This is a genomic window from Paraburkholderia sp. FT54, from assembly GCF_031585635.1.
GTDB lineage: Bacteria > Pseudomonadota > Gammaproteobacteria > Burkholderiales > Burkholderiaceae > Paraburkholderia.
The window spans coordinates 279437-304076 of the sequence record NZ_CP134197.1 but is presented as its reverse complement, the minus strand read 5'-3'; the positions used below and the strand labels follow the sequence as shown (position 1 = coordinate 304076).

The following is a 24640-nucleotide window of genomic DNA, read 5'->3' as shown; positions in this document are numbered from 1 at the left end:
TGACCCGCTTCGACACTACTCCTGTAATCCAACGAAAATCGCTGTCCTCGAGGTTCAGGCTTGCGAGCGGGTCCAGGCGATGCGCGTCGAAGCCTGCCGAAATGACGATAAGTTGGGGGCTGAACTGGCGTACCGCCGGCAACATGTCGGACTCGATCCGTGCACGGAAGAGTCGCTCGCGCACACTACGATCATGCGCTGGGTCAAACGCTGCGCGCCAGAGTTCCTCAAGCGCTGGGACCGGTTTGCAAAATCTGCTGGTCGTTCATGGAGAGTCGATGAGACGTATGTGAAAGTCCGTGGCAAATGGGTCTATCTTTACCGTGCAGTCGACCGCGCAGGAAAGACGGTCGACTTCCGGCTCAGCGCCAGGCGCGATGTCGCTGCGGCCAAGGCTTTCTTCGCGAAAGCGATCAGGAGCCAAGGGCTCGCTCCAAAGACAATCACGCTGGACGGTTACGGTGCGTCTCACCGCGCGGTGCGCGAAATGAAGGCGGACCAGTTTCTGCCTGCGGACACGACATTGCGATCGTCGAAGTATTTGAACAATTTGATCGAGCAGGATCATCGCAACATCAAGTCCAGGGTCAACGCAATGCTCGGCTTCAAACGCTTCAGGGATGCGGCCATTACGATATCGGGCGTCGAGTTGATGCACCGCATTCGCAAAGGTCAGCTCAACCTCACACGGTTGCGCCTCAAAGATACCACTGCGCCTGCTGTTTGGAAGGCAGTCCTTTCAGCACGATGATGTAATGGTGAATGCGCCGTTTTTTGCTCGCTCCCGTAATTTGCACCACAGCCGCCGTACTCATACGTCGTGTTCCACCATGAGTTGCACGCGATCGGCCGCGAAGTGCGTCACGCCATATTTGAGCGGCGTGCCCTGCAGATCGACATCGACGTTCTCGACCCACAACACCGGCTGCTGCCGGTTTATGTTCAGCCGTCGCGCCACTTCCGGCTCAGGCAGCACGCTGCCGATACGGCTCCATTTGCGCAGATAGTCGGCCACACCGAACTCAGCCAGCGCCCTGGTAATGCCGCCGGTGCGCTCCAGCACCTCCGGCAGGTCCGCGAAACGCGCAGCCGGGTACCAGTTGCGCGCGAAGGTGAGCGGCACGCCATCGGATTCATGCAACGACTCGATAAGGTAGACCTGCGCGCCGGCACGCAGACCCAGCGCCTTCGCCACGTTCGGCTCAGCTTTGACCCGCATCGCGGACAGCATCGCGCCGCTCGCCGCGTGATGCTGCTGACGCAGATTCTCGGTGAAACGCGTGCGGCGGCCAATCGTATAGTCGATCGCGCCGGGCTGCACGAAGGTGCCCCGCCCCTGCTCGACGCTGACCAGCCCGTGTGCGGCAAGCCCCGACATCGCGCGTCGCACAGTATGGCGGTTGACGTCGAAACGCCTGGCCAGCTCGCCTTCACTCGGCAGCCGCCCATCTTCGCCGAAACCGCTGGCCGCTATCTCGGCCGCGAGGATCTGCTCGATCTGCCGCCACACGGCCACCCCCGCGCCACGTTCGAGTTGCGCGCCCGCCGCGGCGGTATCGTTCGATGTCATGGTGCTGTCATTCCCGGCAGTTCAAATATTCGTCGTGACATGCATTGTAGTGCGCGACCCGTGATGGAAATATGAAAACACGGTTGCTGCAAGCACAATTCGTTTACCTCAAAACATCTAGACGATTAGATGAATAGATGGCGAATTACGACTCGCTGGTTCACGCGATTCCGCCGTACACGCCGGTGCGCAGTCTCGACTTCGACGATCACCCGTTCGAAGTGCAACGCTGGGAACATGCGTGCGCGCTGTGCGGCTCCAAAGAGAGCTTCCTTGATGAAATGATCGTCGACGATTCGGGTAAGCGCATGTTCGTGTGTTCGGACAGCGACTACTGCCATAACCACCGCGAACAGCAGGCAGACGATAAAGGTGAAGGAGAATCCGCATGACACCGCTTCTGAGCGCCCGCTCCATCGCGAAGCAATATGGCGGCCGTAACGGCTGCAGGAACGTGAGCTTCGATCTGTATCCGGGCGAAGTGCTGTGCATCGTCGGCGAATCGGGTTCGGGCAAGACCACCCTGCTGAACACGCTGGCGCTGCGCAGCGAAGCCGATAGCGGCACGCTGCACTACAACGCTGCGCATGGCGAGACACTCGATCTGCGCGAGCTGTCCGAACCGCGCCGCCGTCTGCTGATGCGCACCGAATGGGGTTTCGTCCAGCAGAATCCGCGCGACGGCCTGCGCAGCGGCGTCTCCGCCGGGGCCAATATCGGCGAGCCGTTTATGGCGGTCGGCGCACGCCACTATGGTCAGATTCGCCATACCGCGACGCAATGGATGGAGCGGGTCGAACTCGACTTCGCGCGCATCGACGAATTTCCGGCGGCGTTTTCCGGTGGCATGCAGCAACGTTTGCAGATCGCCCGCAATCTCGTCACCGGGCCCAGGCTCGTGTTCATGGATGAGCCGACCGCCGGTCTCGACGTGTCCGTGCAGGCCCGTCTGCTCGATCTGCTACGCACGTTGACGAGCACGCTGCATCTGTCGGTGCTGGTCGTCACGCACGATATCGGCGTGGCGCGACTGCTCGCGCATCGTCTGATGGTGATGCAAGGCGGTGAGGTCGTCGAATCAGGCTTGACCGATCAGGTACTCGACGATCCGCAACATCCATATACGCAAACGCTCGTTTCTTCCGTCCTGCCGGTTTGAGGTTCATGATGTCATCCATCGAATCACGCGCGTCCGATCGCGCTTTCAGTGAAAACGCAGCGCTGATGCTACGCGCCGTCAACATCGGCAAGACGTTCACGTTGCACGCCCAGGGCGGTGTGCAGATCGAAGCGCTCGCCGGCCTCTCGCTCGACGTCGAACGGGGCGAATGCGTCGTGCTGGTCGGGCCGTCCGGCGCGGGCAAGAGTACGTTGTTGCGCTGTCTGTACGGCAACTATCTGGCGAGCGCCGGTTCGATCGCGATCCGCTCCGACGCTCACGAAGCCCAGCACGTCGCCATTACCGGCGCCGAGCCGCATGACGTGCTGCGCCTGCGGCGCAATGTCGTCGGCTATGTGAGTCAGTTCCTGCGCGTGATTCCGCGCGTCACGGCGCTCACGCTGGTCGCCGAGCCGCTGGTCTCGTATGGCGTCGCGGCGGACGAAGCGCGCGAGCGCGCCGCTGCCCTGCTGGCGCGGCTCAAGGTGCCCGAGCGGCTGTGGTCGCTCGCGCCCGCGACGTTTTCCGGCGGCGAGCAACAGCGCGTGAACATCGCGCGCGGGCTGATCGCCGGGCATCCGTTGCTGCTGCTCGATGAGCCGACGGCATCGCTCGATGCTGAAAATCGCGCGGTGGTCGCCGATCTGATCGTCGAAGCGCGCGAGCGCGGCGCCGCGATCGTCGGCATCTTTCACGATGAAGATACCCGCACGAAAGTGGCCACGCGCCGCCTCGAACTCCAACCGCCGCTGCGTCACAAAGCGGCGCTACATTGACGTTCTTTACCGGCAGACTGACTACGGAGCATGTAGATGTTGATCAGGAACGCTCGCATCGTGACGCGAGACGAAGTATTCACCGGCGTGGTGCGCGTAGAAGACGGCAAGATCCGCGACGTGGGACGCGGCACGACTGCCGCGCCCGAAGCTGAAGACTGGGATGGCGACTATCTGCTGCCCGGCCTGATCGAACTGCACACGGATAACCTCGAGAAGCATCTGGTACTCGCCCCGGCGTACAGTGGAACACGGATGCCGCCTTCGTGATTCACGACGCCCAGGTTGCCGGGGCCGGCATCACGACCGTGTTCGACTCGCTTGCAATCGGCTCGCGCTCGAATGTGGGGCTGCGTGGCCGCGAATTGCAGACACAATGCGCCGAAGCGCTGACGCGTTTCTCCGAGCGTCAATTGCTGCGTGCCGAACACTTTTTGCATCTGCGCTGCGAAATCGCGACCGCGGATGTCGTCGAAGTGTTCGACTCGTTCTGCGCCCATCCATTGCTGCAGCTCGCCTCGGTGATGGATCACACGCCGGGCCAGCGGCATTGACACGATCGCGAACAATGGCGCCGCTACTATGAGCGCAACGGCAAGCTGAGCGACGAACACGTCACGACGGCGCTCGCCGAACTGGCCGACGAACAGCAGCGGTATGCAGATGTGCACCGACACGCGAACATCGCATCTCGACGATCATGGATGCGCCCAACATCGTGCGAGGCGGTTCGCACTCGGGCAATGTGTCCGCGCTGGAACTCGCCAAGGGACATTTTCTCGACATCCTGTCGTCCGACTATGTGCCGTCCAGCCTGCTGACCGCGGCGTTCGAACTGGTCGACAAGGCCGGCTGGACGCTCCCGCGCGCGATGGCTACCGTGTCGGGCGAGCCGGCGCGCGCTGCCGGCCTGCACGGTCGCGGCGTGATCGCGCGCGGCGCGAATCGTCTAAGCCGGGGGGCTGGCTAGTCACGGCGGCTCTGTCACGTTGCAGACAAGCAACGGGTATGCGGCGACAAGGGCGGGCATGAAACGAACTGCCCAACCGCACCGCCCGCCCGTCCTGCTATTTCGTATCCGGTCGACCGCGTTCGCCCGAGGCAACAAGCGGCGCCTCGATGAAGTAGTCGTCACGATCGACGAGAAGAAGAACTGGTTTAAATCCGCTTATCCCTCGTGCGAACCATGACGCGGGATCCGGCCAAAGAAAGGATGCTTGGGATCGTTGAACCCAGGCGTCGATGGATGGCCGGTCGTGACGAGCGAGTCGACGAACGCTTCGTCTTCCGCGTCCAGACGATAGCTCAAGGCCGGTTGATAATCGTCCCATTGCGCTTCGGTACGCGGCCCAGCGATGGTCGAGCTGATATATCGGCTGTTCAGCACCCATGCGAGCGCGAACTGCCCCGCGCTCAAACCCCGCGCCTGCGCATGCTCGCGAATGCGCCGTGCCAGTTCCAGAGACTCGGGCCGCCATTCGGCCTGCTGCAGACGGCGGTCACCGCGCCCTGCCCGCGTATCGGACGCGGGCGTCACGCCCAGTTCGTACTTCCCGGTCAGCACGCCGCGCGCGAGGGGGCTATACGAAATAACGCCAAGCCCGTAGCGATGCGCGGCAGTGAGTTGTTCAGCCTCGGCCTGCCGGTTCGCGATGTTATACAGCGGTTGGCTGGTCACTGGAGCATCCAGACCGAGCGCTCGTGCTGTATGAGCGAATTCAGCGATCTTCCAGCCGCGATGATTTGACAAGCCGTAGTACCGTATCTTGCCGGCTCGGATCAGATCATTCAACGCACGCACCGTTTCCTCGACCGGCGTGTGATGATCTTCCGCGTGAACATAGAGCAGATCGATATAGTCTGTATTCAGACGCTTCAGGCTCGCCTCGACGGCTTGGATCACATGTTTGCGCGACGCACCGCGCGCATTGACGTCGCCCTCGACCAGAGGGCTGGCGAATTTGGTCGCCAGCACCCAGCGATCGCGCTGGGCAGCGATGCAACGCCCGACGACACGCTCCGACTCACCGCCGGAGTATGCGTCGGCGGTATCGATCGAGTTGACGCCCTGTTCATGTGCCTTGTCGACGATGCGTGCCGCAGTCGCCTCATCGGTCGGGCTGCCGAACATCATCGTACCGAGCGTTAGTGTCGAAACCTTGAGGCCGCTGAGACCTAGTTGCCGAAATTCCATATGAAACTTGCTCCACTAATTCAGAAGGATCTCAGCCCGCTTCAGAAAGCTCATGTGACAGCTCTTTTTAATGTCTGGACGTCTAGATGACTTTCAACGGGCAAGAAGAGGTGCTGTGTTCGCGTTCGCAACGCCATATCGGACATGAATGTGAGATTTCCACCTGTCGCGGGGAAAATCGCCGATCAGGCCATTTTTGGCCGCTTTCCGCGCGTAGCGAACCAACACGCTACCGTCGCATTAACCGCCGTACTTCTCGGCGAACTCGACCGCTGTGAGCGTGCGAAAATCGGCCAGGGCCGCGTCGATTTGCTGCGGGTTCCAGTCCCACCAAGCGATCTGCTGCAGCCGCTCCGAAGTGCGCGCATCGACGCGAAAGCGCAGCACGCGCGCCGGCACTCCGACAACGATAGCGAACGGCGGCACGTCTTTGGTCACGACTGCGCCCGAACCGACCGCGGCACCCGAGCCGATGGTGACGCCGGGCATGACGATGGCGTCATGGCCGAGCCACACATCGTGGCCGATCTCGACACGGTCCTTCTCGCGCCATTGGAAGATTCCGGCGTCGTCGTCAAGGGAGAGCCCATACGAGCGTGAGCGATAAGTAAAGTGGTGATGGGTCGCCCGCCACGACGGGTGGTTGGGCGGGTTGATGCGCACGCCGGTGGCGATGTTGGCGAACTTACCGATGTGCGCATGGGCGATCTGATTGTCGCCCATCGCATAGCCGTAGTCGCCGATGACCGATGCGGTAACATGACTGCGTGGACCAAGATACGTATAGCGGCCAAAGTCGCTGGCGCGAACGAGTGCCGTCGGATGGATCTCCGGATCTTCCGACACGACGCTGCCGAGCGTCCACGGATCGGCAGCGACGCCATGATTAATTAGCATAAGAGTTCGAAATTCAATGTTGAGGTGACAGCGGCAGCGCTTGCATCGCCCTCACATAACGAGGCGGCGCAGATAGGCGGAAACGCGTTCGGCGCATGCGACCAGTACGAAGGTAGCGATCAGCAGGAACGAAACGGTCTGGTACTGGAACAGGTTCATTGCAGTCAGCAACTGGAAACCGATCCCGCCCGCGCCGACGAAGCCGAGCACAAGCGACGAGCGCAGGTTTTCGTCGAAGCGGAACAGTCCGATGCCAAGTAGCGACGGCAACACGCCCGGCACCACCGAATGGCTCAATACCTGCAGGCGGCCGGCACCGGTCAGTGTCAGCGCTTCGACAGGGCCCATGTCCATGTCTTCGATCACTTCCGCAAACAGCCGCCCAAGCATGCCGACCGAATGGACTGCTAGCGCAAGCGCGCCCGGAAACGGTCCGAGCCCAACGGCGGTAACGAACAGGAGTGCCCACACCAGATCGGGGACCGCGCGGGTGACGCCGATCAGCGCACGCGACGCGTAGTAGAGGGGCTTCGACGGCGTGACATTCGCGGCCGCCAGGATCGACAGTGGGAAAGCAAGCAGCACTCCGAACACGGTGCCGAAAATCGCCAGATCGATCGTCTCGAGCACCGGCCACAGATTCGGCACGAACTGGTCGAACGCCGGCGGCATGGCGCGCGAAATAATGTCGGCCATGCCGTGCGCGCCGGTCACCAGATCCTGCGGACGCGCCTGAACCACGATCCACGCCTGCACGAACAGCGCAAGTATGACCACTACGACGCACACCGTCCAAGCAGTGCGTGCCCCCGGGGAGCCGGTGGGCGCGCGCATTTCAAGAGCATTGTTCATGACGGTTCGTCCACATAGAGGCGTGCGATCTGCTGACTGGACACTTCCGAAGCCGTCCGGTCGAATTCCAGTTGACCACGGCGCAGACCCACCAGCCGGTCGGCATAGCGCGCAGCCAGTTCAGGCTGGTGCAGTACGCATACCACCGCGAGTCCGTCTTCGGTGGCGAGGCGGCGCAACAGCCGCATGACCTCGTCGGCTGCTTCAGGGTCGAGACTGGCGACCGGTTCGTCGGCGAGCAACACATGCGGACGTTGCGCCAACGCACGCGCGACCGCCACACGCTGCGCCTGCCCGCCCGAGAGCGTGCCTGCACGCTGGCCAGCCAGATGCAGCAGACCGACTTCGTCCAGACAGGCTCGTGCCGGTTCGATTTCCTCGCGTGGCAGGCACCCCAGAACGGTCGCCAAAGTCCGGTGCCGGCCCAGCGTGCCACAGCAGACGTTCGCCAGCACGCTGCGCCGTTTGACGAGATTGGCGTTCTGCGAAATCAGGGCGAGCGGCAAACGCGCCTGCGAGAGGGTATCGCCCGAGAGCGTGGCCAGATCGCGTCCAGCAACCTCCACCGAGCCGGCGGTCGGCCGGTTCAGTCCTACCACGCACTTCATGAAGGTCGACTTGCCGCTGCCATTGCTGCCGAGCACGACCACCATCTCGCCCGCCTCGACCGACACGTTGAAATCGCGCAGCGCAACATGACCGTTCGCGTAACGCATCGTCAGGTCACGCACGGCTAACTTCACGCCGGGCGCAAGCATGGCGCGCGGCGCTGTCGCGCTCGTTCCGGACCCGGCAGCCGCGAACGCGGCCGCCCGGTCTCGCGGGATGTCACCAGATGCGCTGAACTGGGTATTCACAGTTTTGCCAGGTCAATGTGAAGCGTGGAAACCAGATCGCGAATCTGGTTGTAGGCGGCATCCGATTGCGGCACCGTCTTCAGCTCCGGGTTCTGGTTCGACGCGAGAAACTTCTGATCGGCCTCCGGCAACTGGCGCAGGTCGAGCGAACTCAGGACGCTTGCCAGACGGGCCTTGAAATCCGCTGGCAAATCGCCGCGCACGGCGAGCGGGTCGAGCGGAATCGGATCCGATTGCCACAGCGTGACGTAGGCCGCAGGATCGTATTCGCTATGCAGCTTGGCGCTGGCGATTTCTTCGCTGTTCAACTCACCCGCGTCGACCTTGTGGTTGCGCAGCGCTTCGAAGGATGCCGTATGGCTGCCCGCATAGACCCCCTTCACGCCCTTGTCCGGGTCGATGCCGTTCTTGCTCAGACCGTAGGCGGGAAACAGATGGCCGGACGTGGAAGCCGGATCGGCGTATGCAAACGAATGGCCGTTGATGTCGGTCAGCTTCTTGATACCGGAGCCGGGCCATGTGACGATCGACGCATAATAGGTGGCCGGCTTGCCTTTTTCGCCGGCGAACGTGGCGACGGCCTCAGCGTGCGCGACCTGGTGGGCGAGCACGTAGCCGAGCGGGCCGAATTCTCCGAATTCGAGCTTGTTGTTGCGCATCGCTTCGATTTCGGCGTTATAGCTGGTTGCGACGTAGAGCTGCACGGAACATCCGAGCTTGTCGCCGATCATCTTGGCGAGGTCTGTATAGACAGGCAGCATGCGTTGCGCCGATTCGTACGGCTCGACGCCGAAGCGAACTACGCCGTCGTTCGGACAGGTACCGGCTGCATGCGCCGCGCCGGCGACGAGACACGCTCCATACATCGCGGCTGCCAAAACTTTGGATACCTTCATGTTTTCCTCTAGTTGTCTTAAAAGCCTACCGAGAGATTCAACGACGAGTTACAGCTTCCGTACCGGCCTCCCGCTCAAAGTGGCGGCACGGTCCTTCCATTTCGCGCATTCTAGAAATCGCGTGTGACACATCCGTGTACTTGTAGAGCCGTCTAGACGAATTGATCTCTACCGGCTCGACCCTAACCGTGTGCCTGAGCGCAGCTCGGCATGCGTCAGACGACGCGCTCGCCTGCCCGCCAGGTCGCGCGCGGTACGGGCAGCCCATCGTGCACCTTGACGCGCACAAAGTCGGCCCGCAAACCGGGTGCGATGGCGCCGCGGTCGGACAGCCCCACTCTGCGAGCCGGTTCGGCAGATACCGTTGCGATTGCACGCGGTAGCGTCCAGCCAGCCTTGTCGACGAGTTCGAACGCCGCGGTCAATAGACTTGATGGCACATAGTCGGACGAGAGGATGTCGAGCAACCCGGCCTTCGCGAGTTCGAGCGCCGAAACGTTGCCTGAGTGCGACCCGCCCCTCACGATGTTTGGTGCGCCCATGATCGTCGAAATACCGTGCTCGCGCGCGGCTTGTGCGGCGATGCGGGTGGTTGGGAATTCAGCCAGTACAATGCCCTCGGCCGCCGCCTGTTCGACATGCTCGACTACGGTATCGTCATGGCTCGCCACCGGCACGCCGAGCGCCACGCAGCGTGCAACGATCTCGCGGCGGTGCTGGTCGGCGTAGCGCTCCTGCCCATCCGTAAGCTCGGCTACCACGGCGGCGAAGTGTTCGTCAGTCAGCTTGCCGTGCCGTTCCTGCCAGCGGCGCCACTGGTTGCGGTCGTGCCATTGCCGCTGGCCCGGCGTATGATCCATCACCGAAGCGAGGCGCAGCAGCGGATGCGTGTAGAGCGAATCGAATACGTCCACCACATCAGGGGCGGCGATTTCGCAGCGCAGATGCAGGAAATGTTCGGCACGCAGCAATTCGCTCTCGGACAAACGTGCGAGGGCTTGCGTGCACTGCGTCTGCAGATCGCGGTTGTGCATGTCCACGTCGGAACGCGCGCCGATTCGGAGCGAATCGAAGACGGTCGTAATGCCGGCCGCGGCCACCTGCGCATCGTGAATCACGAACGCCGCATCGATATTCCACCGTACGCCCGGACGCGGCACGAGATGTTTCTCGAGATTGTCAGTGTGCAGCTCGATCAAACCCGGCAACAGATAGTCGCCTTCCCAGTCAACGGCCTCGCGTACGGACGTGGCGCCACGTTCCAGATCGCGGATGAAACCGTCTTCGATACGCAAGGTGCCTGTAAATTCTTCATCTCGCGTGACGACGCGAGCGTTCCTGATCAGCATCAATGTGCTCCGTATGTGTACAGGCCTCAGCGTAGTGTTGCTTTAAGCCGAAGCGGTCGTGGTTGTAAGTCGAGCCGGCGCGTCGCGACTTTTGCGAGCGCAGCGTCGCGCGAAAACCGGCATCCACGCGCGATGCGAGGGGGAAGAAGTCAACGCTAGCGCGGCGCTCACCGGGGTTCCCGCTCATCCAGAGAACCGTCATACCACATTTCATCATCTAAACGTCTAGATGTATTTGGCAATACAATTTACCCGTGACGCGAGCGATTCACTTCACATTTCCGTCACGGTCTGCCCACTGCAATGCGCAAAAGCTTATTTATTTAAGCTGGCGGGAATGACAACACGATGACATCGACAAATAAAGCAGCCGCATACTCCGGCCGGGGGTACCGTCAAGTTATCGAACGGCGCGTGGTCGAACACGCTGTATGTAAGTATGCCTAATTTAAGCGGCGGGTCGCTCCAGCGTCGGAGCGCCCGTCACGCTTTCCCACGCCTCGAAGGCCAAGGTGCGAAGCGCCCGCTTCTGTTTTGCGTCGGTGTGGTAACGGCAATGCATGAACAGATTGCCCACCTGATCATGGACCGAAGCGAAACGTTGCAGGTGACGCGCTGATTTGAAGCCGCGCATCACCTCTTCGTAACGTGTCTCCGTGTGTTTGGTCTGAAGTCGCTGTTGCGCTCGTGAGAAGAACCAGCATCTCACCACCTTCTATCCGCTGACGTGTCACCGGCCTCATCCTGCATGCGCGTTACGCCGGAATCTTTCCGGGAACATGCCCCATCTGAAAATATTCGGTTGCTTCAGCAACCCAGCGTGATCACGGGCATGTTCACTCGAACCGTATTGCTACGAAACTGCCTGGCCGAACCTTTACCTCCTTCCTGCGAAACCTGAGGGGACTTAAGCTGACTTGAGGTGCACGCCTTCGGGTATGACTCCGTCTTTCAGATAGCGCCACAGTGCAATGGCAAGACGTCGCGCTACTGCGACGATGGCGATGCGACGTGCGCGTCGGTTCGGTCCTGTGCCCTGTGTGCGTTGGTCAAACCATTTCGTTAATGCGCTGCAAGGCTGATAGTGCAGCCAGGTCCAGGCGATCTCGATCAGCAGTGCGCGTACCCGCCGGTTTCCCTGTTTGCTGATCCCTTGGTCGACCTGGCTTTCGCCGCTGTTGTAAGGCTGCGGCACTAGTCCGACGCACGCACCGACTTCGCGGCGGTTGTTGAACTACCGCCAGAACAGCTCGAGGGCAAGACGGGAAGCGCCTACTCCGCCTCGGCGATCGCGCGATTGATGTCCGCGCCCTGATGAAAGAAGATCTTCACCACGGCGACGCCGTTCAGCGATTGCGACTCGATGTGCTCGATATCGTCGACGTCCGAGGTCAACGCGCGCTCGTAGTTCGACGTGATGCGATCGGCCATGTCCTGCGCGGAAAAGCCGTTAACGACCAGACGATGCTGACCACGGGGATGTCGATATTCGGGAAGATATCGGTCGGCGTACGCAGTATCGAAAGCGAGCCGACGATAAAGATCAGCACGGCGAGGACCACGAAGGTATAGGCCCGGCGCAGTGCCAGCCTGACAATCCACATGGCGGGTTCCTGAAAAGAGGCCGATGGAGGGACGCGTCGCTGTGGTGCTCCGGTGGCGCGTGACGCAGGCTTCGCGTGTCAGGAGTGCGGCGTGACGGCGCTGTCGGGTTGCTGTCGGATAGATCACCGTTCTGTAATGCAAACGCTGATGCGAATGTGCGGGGATGTCGCGTGGCCCTGCGTGGCGTGCCGTCAGACGGGCGGGAATGACAAAACGGTAATCTCGCGGTCAGTGCTCCGACATGGGAAATGACAAGAATGAGAAGCGCGGTTAAACCCAGTCATTTCTTGCATCTACCCGGAGAGACATCATGAAACTGCTTACGGCTGTTGCCGCCACCGCACTCAGCCTGGCGTTCGGCGCGAATGCCTTCGCTCAATCCGATCCGTCCGCACTGACGCATGCGGAGGTCATCGCGCAACTGCAACAGGCCCAGGCCGAAGGACTGGTCCCATCTCCGAAGAACGACTATCCGCCGTCCGCCACCACGATCGCTCGCAACCGCAGAACCTACGCGATCCAGCACAGCACGGACCGGGCACACAAGGTGAACACAGCGGGGATGCCTGCGGCTCATCCCGTGCCGGCCTCGAACTGATGCCCGCGTGGTTCAACCGCCTGGTTGGGCGCCGACAGATTGGCGGACGTGCCGCGTTCCATACAAGAAACGAACGTTCGCCGCTGAATGTCGATGCTGCCGAGTCGTACGAAGAGTGGGTCGTGCCGTCGCAATCTCCGAAAGATGCATCCCAAGGACCTTACTATGATCCTCTCTACAAAAAAGCATTCAAGATCGAATATGGGTTCGACTTTGCAAAGTCCCAGGACCGGTGTCCGTATCCCCGGAAGTACCGGTTCTTCTCCCACCGTGCTCCTTTCATGGGATTCCAATTTCCTCCACCAGGTCCGGGGAAAAGGCGTATGCATCGTTCGGTGCAATGGTGAAACCTGCTGTTGAAGTTCGTTAATTCTGCCAGCCGTATTCACAGCAGCGCTAATGTTGTCCGCTAATTCAGCCAGCGTGCCTATCCGCCGGGAACGTGGACTCTTTGTCCCTCACAGAGGTGGCTCCGGGAATCGGACTGATCATTGAGTGGAAAAGCTGGGGCGTGAGCCGGTCATAATGGCCGGCGACAAGGAACCAGAAGATGACGAAAGCGAAACCAACGGACACACTCACCGGCAATCACGGCAAAGGTGGCACTCGCAGCGCTCAAGGGCGACAAGACGCTGGCAGAGCATCGAGCTTGGGCTGCGCAAACCTGGGCTGATGAGGGTCGTACTGGCGGCCTTCGGCCGTCGCAGCGATCAGTGTTTCAACGCGAAGCCACCGAAGTCGCGCCTGCCGTACGAGCGGATCTTCACTTTCGTGTGACCATAGCAACACGCCGGACTTCGGGCGTGTTGCTCCGCAGGAAAAGGTGCGCCGGTACCACAACCGTGTGGTCACCGCGTGCACTGACGTTCAGTATTAGTGGTGGGAATAGATCGAGTGAGCGTCCGCGGTCGTCATGGGCGCACCCACCTGCGAAGAGCCACTCAACACGCCACCCACCTCGGTGTTGCTCGATGGAATGACGTCATGCGCGTTGAGGCGGGCCCCTGCCGTCTGGATATCAGCCGGATACTTCAGTTTGCTCGGCCGGTAGCCGGCCTGTTCCAACTTGATCAGGTCCGACTGCACGTCCGCACGCGTCACTGACACACTCGCGTCCTGAGCGAAGGAGGCGGTCGGGAGCGCGAGTAGCCCAGTAACCAGGGCAGCATAAAAATACGACTTCATCGTGGATTACCTCATGAATGTGGGTTTGGTCGGCTTCCAGCAGTGATCGAAACCACTGATCTCCTGCCTCGCCGCAACGGGCGGGAGCAGCCGTTATTTTGCAAAGCGAAAGTGGACGTGTCCTGACGCTCACATGACATCGACGTCAGGTCTGGATCTGGACATCGGGAATGAGCCGCCAATTGTTCCTTGCATCCATGAGACGCGGACGTTCACCGATCAAGACAGCGGACAGGTCGCACGTGTCACAATAGGCCGATGAACCATTGGCAGAAAAATGACGATGTGGCCGACGCGCCCTGTTTGCAAACCGGTCGGGATGCGACAGGTGCGGCTTGCGGCAGCGAACTGCTCTCATTGCGGCACTTGAGTCGCAATATTGCCAACGGCCTCTTCCCTGCACTGTCATCGTCAACTGCGCTCAAGCCATGACCGGATCAGCGTCCGGATTCATGACTTTTTTGTCATTTTCCGTCCATCTTGACGCAACGAAGTCTTTTTACAATTACCTGTCTGTCGCTTCGAAGAGCACTGCCGAACTGATTCCAATAGAATTGCGAGGATTGGTAATCCTTGTCATTACCCAATTGACTCTGCCCCATTTCCATACGCTGCGCAGATGAAGTTAGCGAAATGTACTATCCGCATTGAATGCACGACGTGCTGTGCAAAAGGGTTTTCATCATGCGTATCCTGATCGTCGAAGACGAACCGAAGATGGCCTCGTACCTTCGTAAAGGCCTGATGGAGGCAAGCTTCACCGTTGATGTCTCTAACGATGGCAACGACGGTTTGTTCCTCGCACTCCATGAAGACTACGATCTCATCGTACTCGACGTCATGCTCCCGGGCATCGACGGGTTCGAGGTGCTCAAGCGCCTGAGAGCAAAAAAGCGCACACCCGTGCTCCTCCTGACGGCGCGCGATGCGGTCGACGACAAAGTCGCCGGACTTGAATCGGGGGCAGACGATTACCTGGCGAAGCCGTTCGTCTACTCCGAATTTCTTGCGCGGATTCGCGCGGTGCTGCGCAGACCCACGCAATCGGTCGACACTGTGCTGCGTGTCGGCGATATGGAAATCGACCTCCTCAGGCGCCGTGTGCGGCGCGGTGACGTCCGCATCGACCTGACTGCGCAGGAATTCACGCTTGTGAAACTCCTCGCCGAGAGGCAGGGTGAAGTGATCACGCGCGCGGTCGTCACGTCACACGTCTGGGACATGAACTTCGACAGCGATACGAACGTCGTTGAAGTGGCCGTCAGGCGTCTGCGCGCAAAGATCGACAACCCATTCGAGAAGAAACTGCTCCATACAGTCCGTGGCATGGGCTATGTGATGGAAGAGCGGCCATGATTGCCGCCGACGGAGCGTACTCGCTGCTCAGGCGCCTGAGTGTCGCTTTCACCGTCGTCGCCGTACTGGTGCTCTCGCTGGCCGGCGCCCTTCTCTATCATTCGCTGTCGAGCCAACTCATGGACCGCGACGACAGCGAGATTTCGGTCCAGCTCGACGGGTTTCTGGCGGCAGCTCGCGGATTCGGCTCGGCAGAGGCGATCGGCAAAAATAGCGGCGTGTTTCGCGAGGCGTTGCTCGCACATCCCGCAATCTCATTCGCCATACTGGATGGGCAAGGAAGGGTAGTGGCCGACTTGAGCCGTGGGGACCAGCCCTTGCTTTCGATTGGGTCTGGCAATCCGGCAGAACAACAGACTTATTCATGCTCTCCCCCGTCCATCGGGCCTTCTCGCTGCGTATTCGGCGACGAAACGTTGCCTTCAGGTGAATCGATACGCGTGCTGCTCGCCCATGAAGCGAAGGAACGCTACTCCGTCCTTCGCGATTATCAAGGCGATGTATGGCTCGTGCTCCTCGGTGGTTCCGCGCTGATGGGTCTACTTGGCTACGCCATCGCAAAGCGGGGATTGAGGCCGGTCAAAACCATCGGCCAACGAATTTCGCGCATTGAAGCCCACAATCTTGGCGAGCGCCTCGACATTGGCTGCGGACCCGTCGAACTCCATGACATCGCGGGTCCGGTGAACCGGATGCTCGACAGGCTTCAGCGTGCATTTGCGCAACTCTCGCAGTTCTCGTCCGATCTGGCGCACGATATGCGCACTCCGCTCGCCAACATGATCAGCGCATCGGAAATCACTCTTTCGCGTGAGCGATCCACCGAGGAGTACGAAACACTCATCGACTCGAACATCGAAGAATGCCAGCGCCTTCAACGGATGATCGAGACCATGCTGTTCCTCGCGCGAGCGGACCATTCAAAGGAACTGCTTCGGCCGGGGGTACTCGATTGCCATGAGGAGTTCGCAAGGCTCACCTCGTACTTTGAAGGAGTGGCCGAGAACAAGGGCGTCCATTTCGCCATCGACGGCGCGATCCAGGTTCGCGCCGATCCGTCGATGCTTCGACGCGCCCTCAGCAACCTGGTATCGAACGCGCTTGCGCATGCTGACGCCGAATCGAAGATCGCGCTGCGCGCCTACCGGTCCGACGAGTACGTCGCCGTGGAAGTCACGAACACCGGTCAAACCATCCCGCCCGAGCATATCGACAAGATCTTCGACCGCTTTTATCGAGTCAATTCCGCGCGGCAAGGGTCGGCGAAGAACATGGGACTCGGCCTCGCCATCGTGCGATCGATCATGGAGTTGCATCGTGGCCGAGTGGACGTCGTGAGCCGCGCCGGCTTGACGACCTTCACGCTTTACTTTCCTTCCGTTATCGAGTGACACCCTGAGTCGCCGTGCCGCGCAATCGCGCGGCATTCTTTTCTCGCAGAAGTTCCGCTAGCTGATCCGCTCAAGACGGCGCATCCTGGCTCGCGCCGCATCCGCCTTCCGTCCGAAAACCAACGGCGCAATCTGCGCTTGCCCCCCAAGATGTCCGAAATGACATCTTGCCGCCACCTCGCAATCAGACGCGGAACACGAAAATACGCTCTCCAGCACTGAGGGAAGCCGTCGCGATCCCTCGGAGCCCCAACGTTTGTTCAACCATCGAGAGCTTTCGTGAACATCCGCTATCGCAAGCGTCTGCAGTTGTCTGTCGGTGCAGCGGGCATCCTCGTTCTTTGCGGTGCCTTGTTTTACCTCCACTCGCGGACTTCCCCCGCGGCTACCGGGTCAGCGCCGCCAGCCACAGCAGTCGATCAAGCTCCGCCTCTGCCCACTACCGTGGACCTGTCGCCCGAGGCGCTCGCGAACGTTAACTTGCAGTTCGCGAAAGTGGAGCTTCGACCAGGCGTGCATACGATTGCCGCTACCGGTGTTGTCGCATTCAACGCGAAGCGGCTCGCGCAGCTAGGCTCTCCTTCAAGGGCAAGGATCGTTGCTGTCGATGTCGCCGCAGGCGACCATGTACGCGCGGGGCAACGGCTCGCCACGCTGGACGAGTTCGACTTGAGCGACGTGCGTAGTCAGGTCGCAAGCGCGTCGGCCGCGGTGGCGGACGCAAAGGCTGCAGCCGATGCGGCCAATGCAGCACTGCAGCGCGGCACCGAGCTCGTCGCCACAGGCGGCATCGCGCAGAGCGAACTCGACCGCCGCCGTGCTGCTGCGGTCAATGCACAGGCCATGCTGAAGTCGCGGCAAGCAGACCTGCAGAAGTGGCAAGGCATGCAGCAACGGCTGATGCCGATCGGTGCCCCGGCGAGCCGAAGCAATGGAACGGCCACGCTAGCCCGACTGGGTCCGGGCGATTCGCTAGGGGCGCTCGTCGCGCCGTTCGATGGTGTGATCAGCAGCGTGAGCACGGCCGCCGGCAACATCGTCGACCCGTCGTCGCCGATTGTGACGCTGGCCGATCTTTCGACGATGTGGGTGCAAGCCAACGTCCCTGAACGCGATGCCGCCGAAGTACGCCCCGGTCAGACGGTGCTTGTCCACCTCGATGCGTATAGCGATCGACAATTCACCGGCCGCATCATCGATGTCGCCGACCAGGTCGACCCCAACACCGGCACAGTAGCGGTCCGCTGCGAGCTGCCGAACGGCGACGGCGCACTCCGCGCAAATATGTTCGGCACGGTCGAGATTCAGGCGCCCCTCGGTCGGGATGCGACGCTTGTGCCCGACGCGGCGCTCCAGGATGTGAATGGACAGCCAGCCGTATTTGTCCCTTCCGGCAATGGCCATTTCACGTGGCGCGCCGTTCGCACCGGCTATGCCGCCGACGGCATGACACAGATTCTCACTGGCCTGTCGGCCGGCGCGTCCGTCGTCGCCAACGGCAGCTACTGGCTGAAGGCCGCGCTCTTGAAGAGCACCATTCCCGACGAAGGCTGATCCGCGAGCGCATGCCATGATTACCAAACTTGTCGAGGCGGCACTGAAAAATCGCGCCGCCGTTTTGATTCTCGTCGCCGTACTGATCGTCGCCGGGCTCTACAGCATGCAACGGTTGCCCTTCGATGCTGAGCCGGACATCTCGCCGCAGCAGGTGCTGGTGACGACTCAGGCGCCCGGCCTCGCGCCAGTCGATGTCGAGCGCTCGATCACGGCACCTGTCGAGCTCGCGCTGCAGGGCCTGCCAGGCATGCAGAGCCTGCGCTCGATCTCGCGTTACGGTCTTTCCGTCATTTACGTGCGATTCGCCGACGCTACGAACCTGTACCTCGACCGCAATCTGATCAGTGAGCGGTTGCAGACGATACAGCTTCCGCCCGGCACGACCGCGCCGCAGATGGGGCCGCTGTCGGATGGCCTTAGCGAGATTTATCAGTTTCAGGTGCGTGGCCACGGGCAGTCGCTGATGACGTTGCGTACACTGCTCGACTGGCAGATCGCACCAAGGCTGCGCCAGGTGCAAGGCGTGGTCGACGTGAATGTGAACGGCGGCCTCCTGAAGACGTACGAAGTGCAGGTCGACGACGATGCGCTCACACGTTACGGCCTGTCGGTCGGCGACATCTTCAATGCGGTGCAGGCGAACAACGGCGCAACAGGCGGCGCGACAATCGAGCACAACGGCGGAGAATCGATTATCCGCGGCGAGGGGTTGCTGCGCAACACGACCGACATCGGCAACATCGTGCTGCGTACCGCCGCGGGCGGCACACCGCTTTACGTTCATGACGTGGCGCATGCCGACGAAGCGCCAATGCCCCGGCTCGGCGCGGTCACGCGTGACGGCAAAGGCGAAGCCGTCGTCGGCGTCGTGCTGATGGGTATCGGGCAAAACACGCGCGTCGTCGCACAGCGCGTGCAGGACGCGATCAAGGAAATCAACCAGACGCTGCCGCCCGGCGTCGAGGTTGCGCCCTACTATAACCGCGCGGACCTGATGGACCGGGTGCTGCATACGGTCGCTCACAACATGGTCGAAGGTGCGGTGCTCGTCATCGCGGTGCTGCTTCTGCTGCTCGGGAATGCGCGCGCAGGACTGATCGTCGCCATGGCGATTCCGCTGTCGATGCTGGTGGCCGTCATCGCCATGTACGCTACGGGACTATCGGGCAATCTGATGAGTCTCGGCGCGATCGATTTCGGCCTGCTCGTCGACGGTGCGGTCGTGATGATCGAAAACGTTGTGCGGCGGCGCGCCGAGGCGCCCAATCGGCCGTTACGCCCGCTCGTGCTGGAGGCAGCAAAAGAAGTCTCCCGGCCTGTGACGTTCGCGGTCCTCATCATCACGGCCGTCTACCTTCCGATACTGAGCCTTCAAGGCGTTGAAGGCAAAATGTTCCGGCCGATGGCGATAACCGTTATCTTCGCGTTGCTCGCGTCGCTCGTCCTCACACTGACGGTCATGCCGGTGCTCGCCAGCCTGTTGCTGCGCGGCAAGGTCGCAGAGCGCGAGAGCCGCATCCTTCACTGGGTGCGCCTGCGCTATGAACCGATTCTCGCGCGTGCCGCGCGACAGCCTGCGCTGACGATGGGGCTCGCCATCGCGCTGCTCGTGGTCGCGGTCTTCGCCGCCACGAGGCTGGGCGCTGAATTTCTGCCGCGCCTGGACGAAGGGGCGCTGACCGTCACGACGACGAAGCTGCCCGGCATATCCGTGCAGTCCGCGGTAGAGGCGCAAACCATGGTCGAACGCACGCTGATGCGCTTTCCCGAAGTGCAGTCCGCCGTCACGCTAGGCGGCAGCTCGGAGATTCCGACCGACCCGATGGGCGTGGAGCAAAGCGACACCTTCATCACGCTGAAGCCGCAATCCGAGTGGAAGACGGCGCAAACCCAGGACGGGCTCGTCACCAGGTACTCCGCGGCGTTGGATCGCGCCGTCCCAGGCCTGACGCTCGATTGGGCGCAGCCGATCCAGATGCGCATGGACGACATACTCGCGGGCGTCCAGGCCGATGTTGCCGTGGAGATTCACGGGAACGATCTGCAAACACTGCACGAGACCGCCGAACGGGTTGCGGCTGTGATCTCGCGGGTGCCAGGTGCCGCAGACGTCGCGGCGCAGCAGACGACTGGCCAGCCTTACCTGCGTGTCATCGTCAAGCGCGACGCGGTGGCCCGCTACGGACTGAATGCGAGCCAGGTACTCGATGTCGTGCAGTCGTTGGGCGGTCGCAATGTCGGGACGGTTGTCGACGGTGAAGGTCAGTTCGATATCCGGGTACGCTTGCAACCGAAGGATCGCGACGATGTGGCACGCATCAGTGCGCTACGCATCAGCAATGGCGATGGCCGTGCCGTGCCGCTGTCGGAGGTGGCGGACATTCGCATGGAGCCGGGACCGTCGTCCATTGAGCGCAAGGAAGGCAGGCGCGTCATCCTCGTTCAGGCCAACGTGCGCGGCCGCGACCTCGCCGGCTTCGTCCTCGCCGCACAACATGCGGTCAAGACGCAGGTCAAGTTCCCGCCCGGGTACACCGTGTCGTGGGGTGGCAGCTTCAAGAACCTGCAGGACGCGATGGCACGGCTTTACGTCGTGGTGCCCATCTCGCTTGTTGTGATCTTTGCGCTGCTCTACCTGATGTTCGGCAATGCCAGCCTTGCAGCGCTCATCTTCTGCAACGTGCCGTTTGCAGCGATCGGCGGCATTCTTGCCCTCTGGATACGAGGACTGCCGTTCAGTATTTCCGCCGCGGTCGGCTTTATCGCGCTCTTCGGTATTGCCGTGCTCAACGGCGTCGTTCTGGTCAGCAGCATCGTTGAGATGCGGGGTCGCGGCTTGAGTGCCGTCAAGGCTGCGAAACAGGCTGCCGCGACCAGGTTGAGGCCAGTGCTAATGACGGCGACCGTAGCCAGCCTCGGCTTTCTGCCCATGGCCTTCTCGATGAGCTCGGGTGCGGAAGTCCAGCGTCCGCTAGCGACTGTCGTTATCGGTGGCCTTGTGTCGGCAACCTTGCTGACGCTGCTGGTTTTGCCGACCGTTTATCCGTGGTTCGATCGCCGCAAAGACACGTCGCGGCTTGCCCAACTGCACGAGCGCGAAACGCAATTCGCAGAATAATGGAGGGATGCTCTACCGTGATTGCCCTAAAACGTTCATCCGCCCTATTGCTGCCGCTCCTGCTGGCGGCCTGCGCGGTAGGTCCCGACTTCAGGCAGCCGGCCGCCCCGAGCGGCGCGGGTTACACGCATGCTCCGCTGCCGCCGAAGACCGCAGCGGCCCCCGGCGCAGTGGGAGGAGCGCAGCAGTTCACTGTTGGCGGCGATATCCCGGGCCAATGGTGGACGCTGTTCCAGTCGCCCGACCTCAACGCGATGATCGACCGCGCGTTCAAGGCCAGCCCAACGATCGCTGCCGCACAGTCCGCGCTTGCCGTGGCCCGTGAGAACGTGCTGAGCCAGAGGGGGACACTCTTTCCGAGCATCGGCGTCGACGCCTCGGGCAGCAGAAACGCAACGTCCACGGCGAGCCTTGCTCCCGTCGCCGCGAACAACCAGCGCATTTACTCGCTCTACACGGGCGAGCTGACCGTTTCGTATTCGCTTGATGCATTCGGCCTGAATCGCCGCATGATCGAATCGACAGCCGCGCAAGCCGACAATCAGCGTTTCGAACTGGAAGCGGCTTATCTGACCTTAAGCAGCAATCTCGCGCTTGCAGCGTTCAACGTTGCTTCGCTGCGCGGGCAAATCGCTGCGCAGCAGGAGGTGATCCAGGCCAATGTCGACCTGCTCGACATCCTTCGGCGTGAAAGCTTGCTCGGTGAAGTTGCCGAGGCCGACGTCGTGCAACAGCAAGCCGTGCTTGCGCAGTCGCAGATCGCGATACCACCGCTCGAGAAACAATTGGCGCTGCAGCGTGACGCGTTGATCGCACTCATGGGCGGCTTTCCGAACGAGGATGTCGCGGCCGATTTCGAGCTGTCTTCGTTACACCTGCCTGATGATCTTCCCGTCAGCCTGCCATCGACCCTCGTGGAGCGCCGGCCCGACATTCTTGCTGCGTCTGCGGCATTGCATGCTGCCAGCGCGCAGGTGGGTGTCGCAATCGCCAACCGGTTGCCGCAAATATCGTTGACAGCCGCCTTGGGAACTTCGCCCAGTGCCATTGCGAACGCATTTACGCCATACAACCAGTTCTTCACGATTGTCGGGAAGGTCGCCCAGCCGATCTTCCAGGGTGGAGCGCTGCTGCATCGCCAGCGCGCGGCGCAGGCGGCATTCGATCAGGCCAGCGCCCAATACCGCTCGACGGTGATCAACGCATTTCAGAACGTCGCCGATGTATTGCAGAGCGTGCAGGCGGACGCGAAGACGTTGCAGGCGGCCGTCAATGCGGAGCAGGCTGCCTTGCGCAGCGTGGCTATCCAACGTGAAAAACTGCGCTCAGGCGAAGCGTCCTATCTGTCAGTGCTGACCGCGCAGCAGACCTGGCAAATGGCACGCATTGCGTCGATACAGGCAAGGGCGGCCAGACTGGCGGATACGGCAGCCTTGTTCCAGGCCGTGGGCGGTGGCTGGTGGAATCGGTCCGATTCGCTTGGCTCGACGTTCGCGTCAAACGAATCACGATAAATCAGTTCATGAAACGACTCTGTACAATATTTGCGTTCGTGGTCATGCTGACCGGCTGCGCGACGCAGTCGCAATCGTGCAATTTCACCTCAAACCGACAGCCTTCGGACGGCACCGTAGTCGACTACGCGGGCGTCCCCTGCCGCAATCAGAACATGCATGTGAAATCGCCCCTCTGCCTGTTTCCGCGGACCGTGCACGCGTCCAAGATGTGAGATGCCAGAGTCCGTTACGTACGCATCTGCCGACCGCGAAGAGGGAGTTGACCGCGTTCATGGGCAATGGAAGTTAAAGCCCGCAAAAGCTTCTTGCATCCGAATATCCGAAGTCAAACCTCCTCTTGAGGTCGGAGCGTCCATGACAAAAAAGTCAACTTGGCAACCCGCTGAAGTCATATTGGTAGTGACACTCTGATACCCGGCGTGGTACGGCCCAGGTTTCAAAACGGCGACGGGACGTTCAGGATTCCGATGCTCTCTAACCGAGATCGTCGTCTGGCGCGACGCATAGTAGCTTTACCGAATTCAGTCAATGGCAGCTCCATAAAGTCTGTTTTATGCGCATCGAAATCGCTTAGGATCTGACCCTTTGGGCTCTTCGCCAAGCCTTCGCAATCTAGAAGAGATGATGGCTGAGCGCGGCTTTGAGGTTTGACCATTCGAGCGTACATCGGTGGGTTATCAAGTCCGGCGACCTTCGAGAAGCGCTTCACAACGATCGAACGCGTCTTTGCCTGGGAAGACAAGTCCCGCCGTCTACTGCTGCGTTTCGAACGCACCAGTGACGTGGACTACAAGTTAAAGGGCCTCGCCTATACGACGAACAATCTGCGGCACTACTGCCGTAGCTGAACACCCACCCAGAACCTGCGCCCCGTCACCGGCGCCGCGATGTCGCTTGTCCGCGCCATCGGTATAACTTCGCATATCACAGACGAGCTTCGTCTCGTGCTTTCCCGTGTGCGATTCCACAAATCATCAGTTATCTTTATCAATTGTCGCTCTGATTCGATCAGAACATGCAGTCATGTTGAACATGTCAATGGATGTGGATTATATTCAATTGTTCAACTGACACCCAGCGAGCTATCCCAGGAAACTGCCCCTTCAAGCATAGACATCGGCGATGAACGCCTCGAATGCGGCCGGAAACGAGATGGTCGGCGTTGTCAGGTTGCTGGCCCGGTCACGTAAGATGGCGTGATGAAGAAATCGAAATTGCTCTATCACGGTCACCGTTTCCCAGCCGAGGTCATCAGTTGCGCTGTGCGCTGGTATTAATATGACTTCCGCTTTCAGTTGAGCTTGCGCGACATCGAGGAACTGCTCTTCGAGCGCGGGGTGACCGTGACATACGAGACAATCCGATGCTGGTGCGATAAGTTTGGCAAGGGCTTCGCTGACCAGCTCAAAGCTGCGCGATGCAAGCCGGGTAGCACATGGCACCTCGACGAGATGTTCGTCACGCTGCGTGGCGAACCGCACCTGCTGTGGCGTGCGGTCGACGAGCATGGCGCCGAACTCGACATCTTGCTACAAAAGCGGCGCGACAAAGCCCCGGCCAAACGTTTCTTCGAGCGTGTGCTGCGCTCGAACCCGGTACCGCGTAAGATCGTCACCGATCAGTTGCGCAGCTATCTATAAGGAGCTTCCGTTTCTTGCAAGCTGGGTTTAATACGGCATGCGTCGAATCCTGTGTTGTCAGCGCGTGCACGGAAGCATGAGGGCAGACGAGGCAGACTGCAAACCTATAAACGGCCTGTTTGG

Annotated in this window: 20 protein-coding genes and 6 pseudogenes; 14 read left to right on the top strand and 12 right to left on the bottom strand. The window is 61.0% G+C overall.

Going from position 1 to position 24640, the window contains the following annotated elements; genetic code table 11:
- Nucleotides 1–64 precede the first annotated feature (64 nt).
- A pseudogene (locus RI103_RS34185) lies at nucleotides 65–145 on the bottom strand (hypothetical protein); the annotation flags it as partial.
- Here RI103_RS34185 and RI103_RS34180 point away from each other — a divergent pair.
- Nucleotides 113–751, top strand: coding sequence for an IS6 family transposase (locus RI103_RS34180; RefSeq protein ID WP_310819367.1), 639 nt, complete (start codon nucleotides 113–115; stop codon nucleotides 749–751). The pseudogene RI103_RS34185 and the gene RI103_RS34180 overlap by 33 nt on opposite strands.
- Before the next feature lie 60 nt (nucleotides 752–811).
- On the opposite strand, the gene phnF is transcribed toward RI103_RS34180, so the two are convergent.
- The gene (phnF, locus tag RI103_RS34175; RefSeq protein WP_310819210.1) at nucleotides 812–1570 is read right to left on the bottom strand and encodes a phosphonate metabolism transcriptional regulator PhnF; all 759 of its coding nucleotides are present in this window, start codon (nucleotides 1568–1570) and stop codon (nucleotides 812–814) included.
- Between the two features lie 140 nt (nucleotides 1571–1710).
- Between phnF and RI103_RS34170 the strand changes: the two are divergent.
- From RI103_RS34170 to RI103_RS34155, 4 genes and pseudogenes are all read left to right on the top strand, one after another.
- Nucleotides 1711–1962 (top strand): annotated as a pseudogene (locus RI103_RS34170) (alpha-D-ribose 1-methylphosphonate 5-phosphate C-P-lyase PhnJ); the annotation flags it as partial.
- The gene (gene phnK / locus RI103_RS34165) at nucleotides 1959–2729 is read left to right on the top strand and encodes a phosphonate C-P lyase system protein PhnK (protein WP_310819209.1); all 771 of its coding nucleotides are present in this window, start codon (nucleotides 1959–1961) and stop codon (nucleotides 2727–2729) included. The pseudogene RI103_RS34170 and the gene phnK, both read left to right, overlap by 4 nt.
- A 5-nt stretch (nucleotides 2730–2734) precedes the next feature.
- The gene (phnL, locus tag RI103_RS34160; protein ID WP_409077057.1) at nucleotides 2735–3505 is read left to right on the top strand and encodes a phosphonate C-P lyase system protein PhnL; all 771 of its coding nucleotides are present in this window, start codon (nucleotides 2735–2737) and stop codon (nucleotides 3503–3505) included.
- 36 nt (nucleotides 3506–3541) lie between these two features.
- A pseudogene (locus tag RI103_RS34155) lies at nucleotides 3542–4445 on the top strand (alpha-D-ribose 1-methylphosphonate 5-triphosphate diphosphatase); the annotation flags it as partial.
- A gap of 228 nt (nucleotides 4446–4673) precedes the next feature.
- Here RI103_RS34155 and RI103_RS34150 read toward each other — a convergent pair.
- The 9 genes and pseudogenes from RI103_RS34150 to RI103_RS34110 all read right to left on the bottom strand — a co-directional run.
- Nucleotides 4674–5699 (bottom strand): aldo/keto reductase, encoded by a 1026-nt coding sequence (locus RI103_RS34150; RefSeq protein ID WP_310819207.1) that lies wholly within the window; start codon nucleotides 5697–5699, stop codon nucleotides 4674–4676.
- Between the two features lie 240 nt (nucleotides 5700–5939).
- Nucleotides 5940–6596 (bottom strand): DapH/DapD/GlmU-related protein, encoded by a 657-nt coding sequence (locus tag RI103_RS34145; protein WP_310819206.1) that lies wholly within the window; start codon nucleotides 6594–6596, stop codon nucleotides 5940–5942.
- Nucleotides 6597–6647: 51 nt separating this feature from the next.
- Nucleotides 6648–7448, bottom strand: coding sequence for a phosphonate ABC transporter, permease protein PhnE (gene phnE, locus RI103_RS34140; RefSeq protein ID WP_310819205.1), 801 nt, complete (start codon nucleotides 7446–7448; stop codon nucleotides 6648–6650).
- Nucleotides 7445–8179: a phosphonate ABC transporter ATP-binding protein gene (locus RI103_RS34135; protein ID WP_310819204.1), complete on the bottom strand. Its 735-nt coding sequence runs from the start codon at nucleotides 8177–8179 to the stop codon at nucleotides 7445–7447. Before RI103_RS34135 ends, phnE begins: the two co-directional genes overlap by 4 nt.
- 122 nt (nucleotides 8180–8301) lie before the next feature.
- Nucleotides 8302–9201 (bottom strand): phosphate/phosphite/phosphonate ABC transporter substrate-binding protein, encoded by a 900-nt coding sequence (locus RI103_RS34130; RefSeq protein ID WP_310819203.1) that lies wholly within the window; start codon nucleotides 9199–9201, stop codon nucleotides 8302–8304.
- Nucleotides 9202–9416: 215 nt separating this feature from the next.
- Nucleotides 9417–10550, bottom strand: a complete 1134-nt coding sequence (locus RI103_RS34125) for an alpha-D-ribose 1-methylphosphonate 5-triphosphate diphosphatase (protein ID WP_310819202.1) — start codon at nucleotides 10548–10550, stop codon at nucleotides 9417–9419.
- A gap of 448 nt (nucleotides 10551–10998) precedes the next feature.
- Complete coding sequence (locus RI103_RS34120; RefSeq protein ID WP_409077056.1) at nucleotides 10999–11184, bottom strand: hypothetical protein; 186 nt, start codon at nucleotides 11182–11184, stop codon at nucleotides 10999–11001.
- 273 nt (nucleotides 11185–11457) lie between these two features.
- A pseudogene (locus RI103_RS34115) lies at nucleotides 11458–11832 on the bottom strand (transposase); the annotation flags it as partial.
- A pseudogene (locus RI103_RS34110) lies at nucleotides 11829–12154 on the bottom strand (efflux RND transporter permease subunit); the annotation flags it as partial. The pseudogenes RI103_RS34115 and RI103_RS34110, both read right to left, overlap by 4 nt.
- Nucleotides 12155–12465: 311 nt before the next feature.
- Here RI103_RS34110 and RI103_RS34105 point away from each other — a divergent pair.
- Both RI103_RS34105 and RI103_RS34100 read left to right on the top strand, forming a co-directional pair.
- The gene (locus RI103_RS34105; RefSeq protein ID WP_310819201.1) at nucleotides 12466–12753 is read left to right on the top strand and encodes a DUF4148 domain-containing protein; all 288 of its coding nucleotides are present in this window, start codon (nucleotides 12466–12468) and stop codon (nucleotides 12751–12753) included.
- Between the two features lie 495 nt (nucleotides 12754–13248).
- Nucleotides 13249–13530, top strand: coding sequence for a hypothetical protein (locus RI103_RS34100; RefSeq protein WP_310819200.1), 282 nt, complete (start codon nucleotides 13249–13251; stop codon nucleotides 13528–13530).
- 96 nt (nucleotides 13531–13626) lie between these two features.
- On the opposite strand, the gene RI103_RS34095 is transcribed toward RI103_RS34100, so the two are convergent.
- Entirely contained in the window at nucleotides 13627–13938 is a 312-nt protein-coding gene (locus RI103_RS34095; protein ID WP_310819199.1) for a DUF4148 domain-containing protein, read from the bottom strand.
- A 684-nt stretch (nucleotides 13939–14622) separates the two neighbouring features.
- Between RI103_RS34095 and RI103_RS34090 the strand changes: the two genes are divergently transcribed.
- The 7 genes and pseudogenes from RI103_RS34090 to RI103_RS34060 all read left to right on the top strand — a co-directional run.
- Nucleotides 14623–15294 (top strand): heavy metal response regulator transcription factor, encoded by a 672-nt coding sequence (locus tag RI103_RS34090; protein ID WP_310819198.1) that lies wholly within the window; start codon nucleotides 14623–14625, stop codon nucleotides 15292–15294.
- Nucleotides 15291–16685: a heavy metal sensor histidine kinase gene (locus tag RI103_RS34085; RefSeq protein ID WP_310819197.1), complete on the top strand. Its 1395-nt coding sequence runs from the start codon at nucleotides 15291–15293 to the stop codon at nucleotides 16683–16685. Before RI103_RS34090 ends, RI103_RS34085 begins: the two co-directional genes overlap by 4 nt.
- 480 nt (nucleotides 16686–17165) lie before the next feature.
- Nucleotides 17166–18239: an efflux RND transporter periplasmic adaptor subunit gene (locus RI103_RS34080; RefSeq protein ID WP_310819196.1), complete on the top strand. Its 1074-nt coding sequence runs from the start codon at nucleotides 17166–17168 to the stop codon at nucleotides 18237–18239.
- Nucleotides 18240–18255: 16 nt separating this feature from the next.
- Nucleotides 18256–21360 carry a CusA/CzcA family heavy metal efflux RND transporter gene (locus RI103_RS34075; protein ID WP_310819195.1) on the top strand — a complete coding sequence of 1035 codons (3105 nt, stop codon included), beginning with the start codon at nucleotides 18256–18258 and terminating at the stop codon, nucleotides 21358–21360.
- A gap of 17 nt (nucleotides 21361–21377) precedes the next feature.
- Complete coding sequence (locus tag RI103_RS34070; protein ID WP_310819194.1) at nucleotides 21378–22874, top strand: efflux transporter outer membrane subunit; 1497 nt, start codon at nucleotides 21378–21380, stop codon at nucleotides 22872–22874.
- Between the two features lie 650 nt (nucleotides 22875–23524).
- Nucleotides 23525–23725: a hypothetical protein gene (locus RI103_RS34065; RefSeq protein ID WP_310819193.1), complete on the top strand. Its 201-nt coding sequence runs from the start codon at nucleotides 23525–23527 to the stop codon at nucleotides 23723–23725.
- Between the two features lie 351 nt (nucleotides 23726–24076).
- Nucleotides 24077–24511, top strand: a pseudogene (locus RI103_RS34060) (IS6 family transposase); the annotation flags it as partial.
- Nucleotides 24512–24640: the final 129 nt, after the last annotated feature.

Bases quoted from the DNA above. Each gene is read 5' to 3' on its own strand.
- RI103_RS34085 (WP_310819197.1), top strand. From the start codon at position 15,291: ATGATTGCCGCCGACGGAGCGTACTCGCTGCTCAGGCGCCTGAGTGTC.
- RI103_RS34095 (WP_310819199.1), bottom strand. From the start codon at position 13,938: ATGAAGTCGTATTTTTATGCTGCCCTGGTTACTGGGCTACTCGCGCTC.
- RI103_RS34075 (WP_310819195.1), top strand. From the start codon at position 18,256: ATGATTACCAAACTTGTCGAGGCGGCACTGAAAAATCGCGCCGCCGTT.
- RI103_RS34125 (WP_310819202.1), bottom strand. From the start codon at position 10,550: ATGCTGATCAGGAACGCTCGCGTCGTCACGCGAGATGAAGAATTTACA.
- RI103_RS34090 (WP_310819198.1), top strand. From the start codon at position 14,623: ATGCGTATCCTGATCGTCGAAGACGAACCGAAGATGGCCTCGTACCTT.
- RI103_RS34150 (WP_310819207.1), bottom strand. From the start codon at position 5,699: ATGGAATTTCGGCAACTAGGTCTCAGCGGCCTCAAGGTTTCGACACTA.
- phnK (WP_310819209.1), top strand. From the start codon at position 1,959: ATGACACCGCTTCTGAGCGCCCGCTCCATCGCGAAGCAATATGGCGGC.
- phnF (WP_310819210.1), bottom strand. From the start codon at position 1,570: ATGACATCGAACGATACCGCCGCGGCGGGCGCGCAACTCGAACGTGGC.
- RI103_RS34130 (WP_310819203.1), bottom strand. From the start codon at position 9,201: ATGAAGGTATCCAAAGTTTTGGCAGCCGCGATGTATGGAGCGTGTCTC.
- RI103_RS34120 (WP_409077056.1), bottom strand. From the start codon at position 11,184: ATGCGCGGCTTCAAATCAGCGCGTCACCTGCAACGTTTCGCTTCGGTC.
- RI103_RS34145 (WP_310819206.1), bottom strand. From the start codon at position 6,596: ATGCTAATTAATCATGGCGTCGCTGCCGATCCGTGGACGCTCGGCAGC.
- phnL (WP_409077057.1), top strand. From the start codon at position 2,735: ATGATGTCATCCATCGAATCACGCGCGTCCGATCGCGCTTTCAGTGAA.
- RI103_RS34105 (WP_310819201.1), top strand. From the start codon at position 12,466: ATGAAACTGCTTACGGCTGTTGCCGCCACCGCACTCAGCCTGGCGTTC.
- phnE (WP_310819205.1), bottom strand. From the start codon at position 7,448: ATGAACAATGCTCTTGAAATGCGCGCGCCCACCGGCTCCCCGGGGGCA.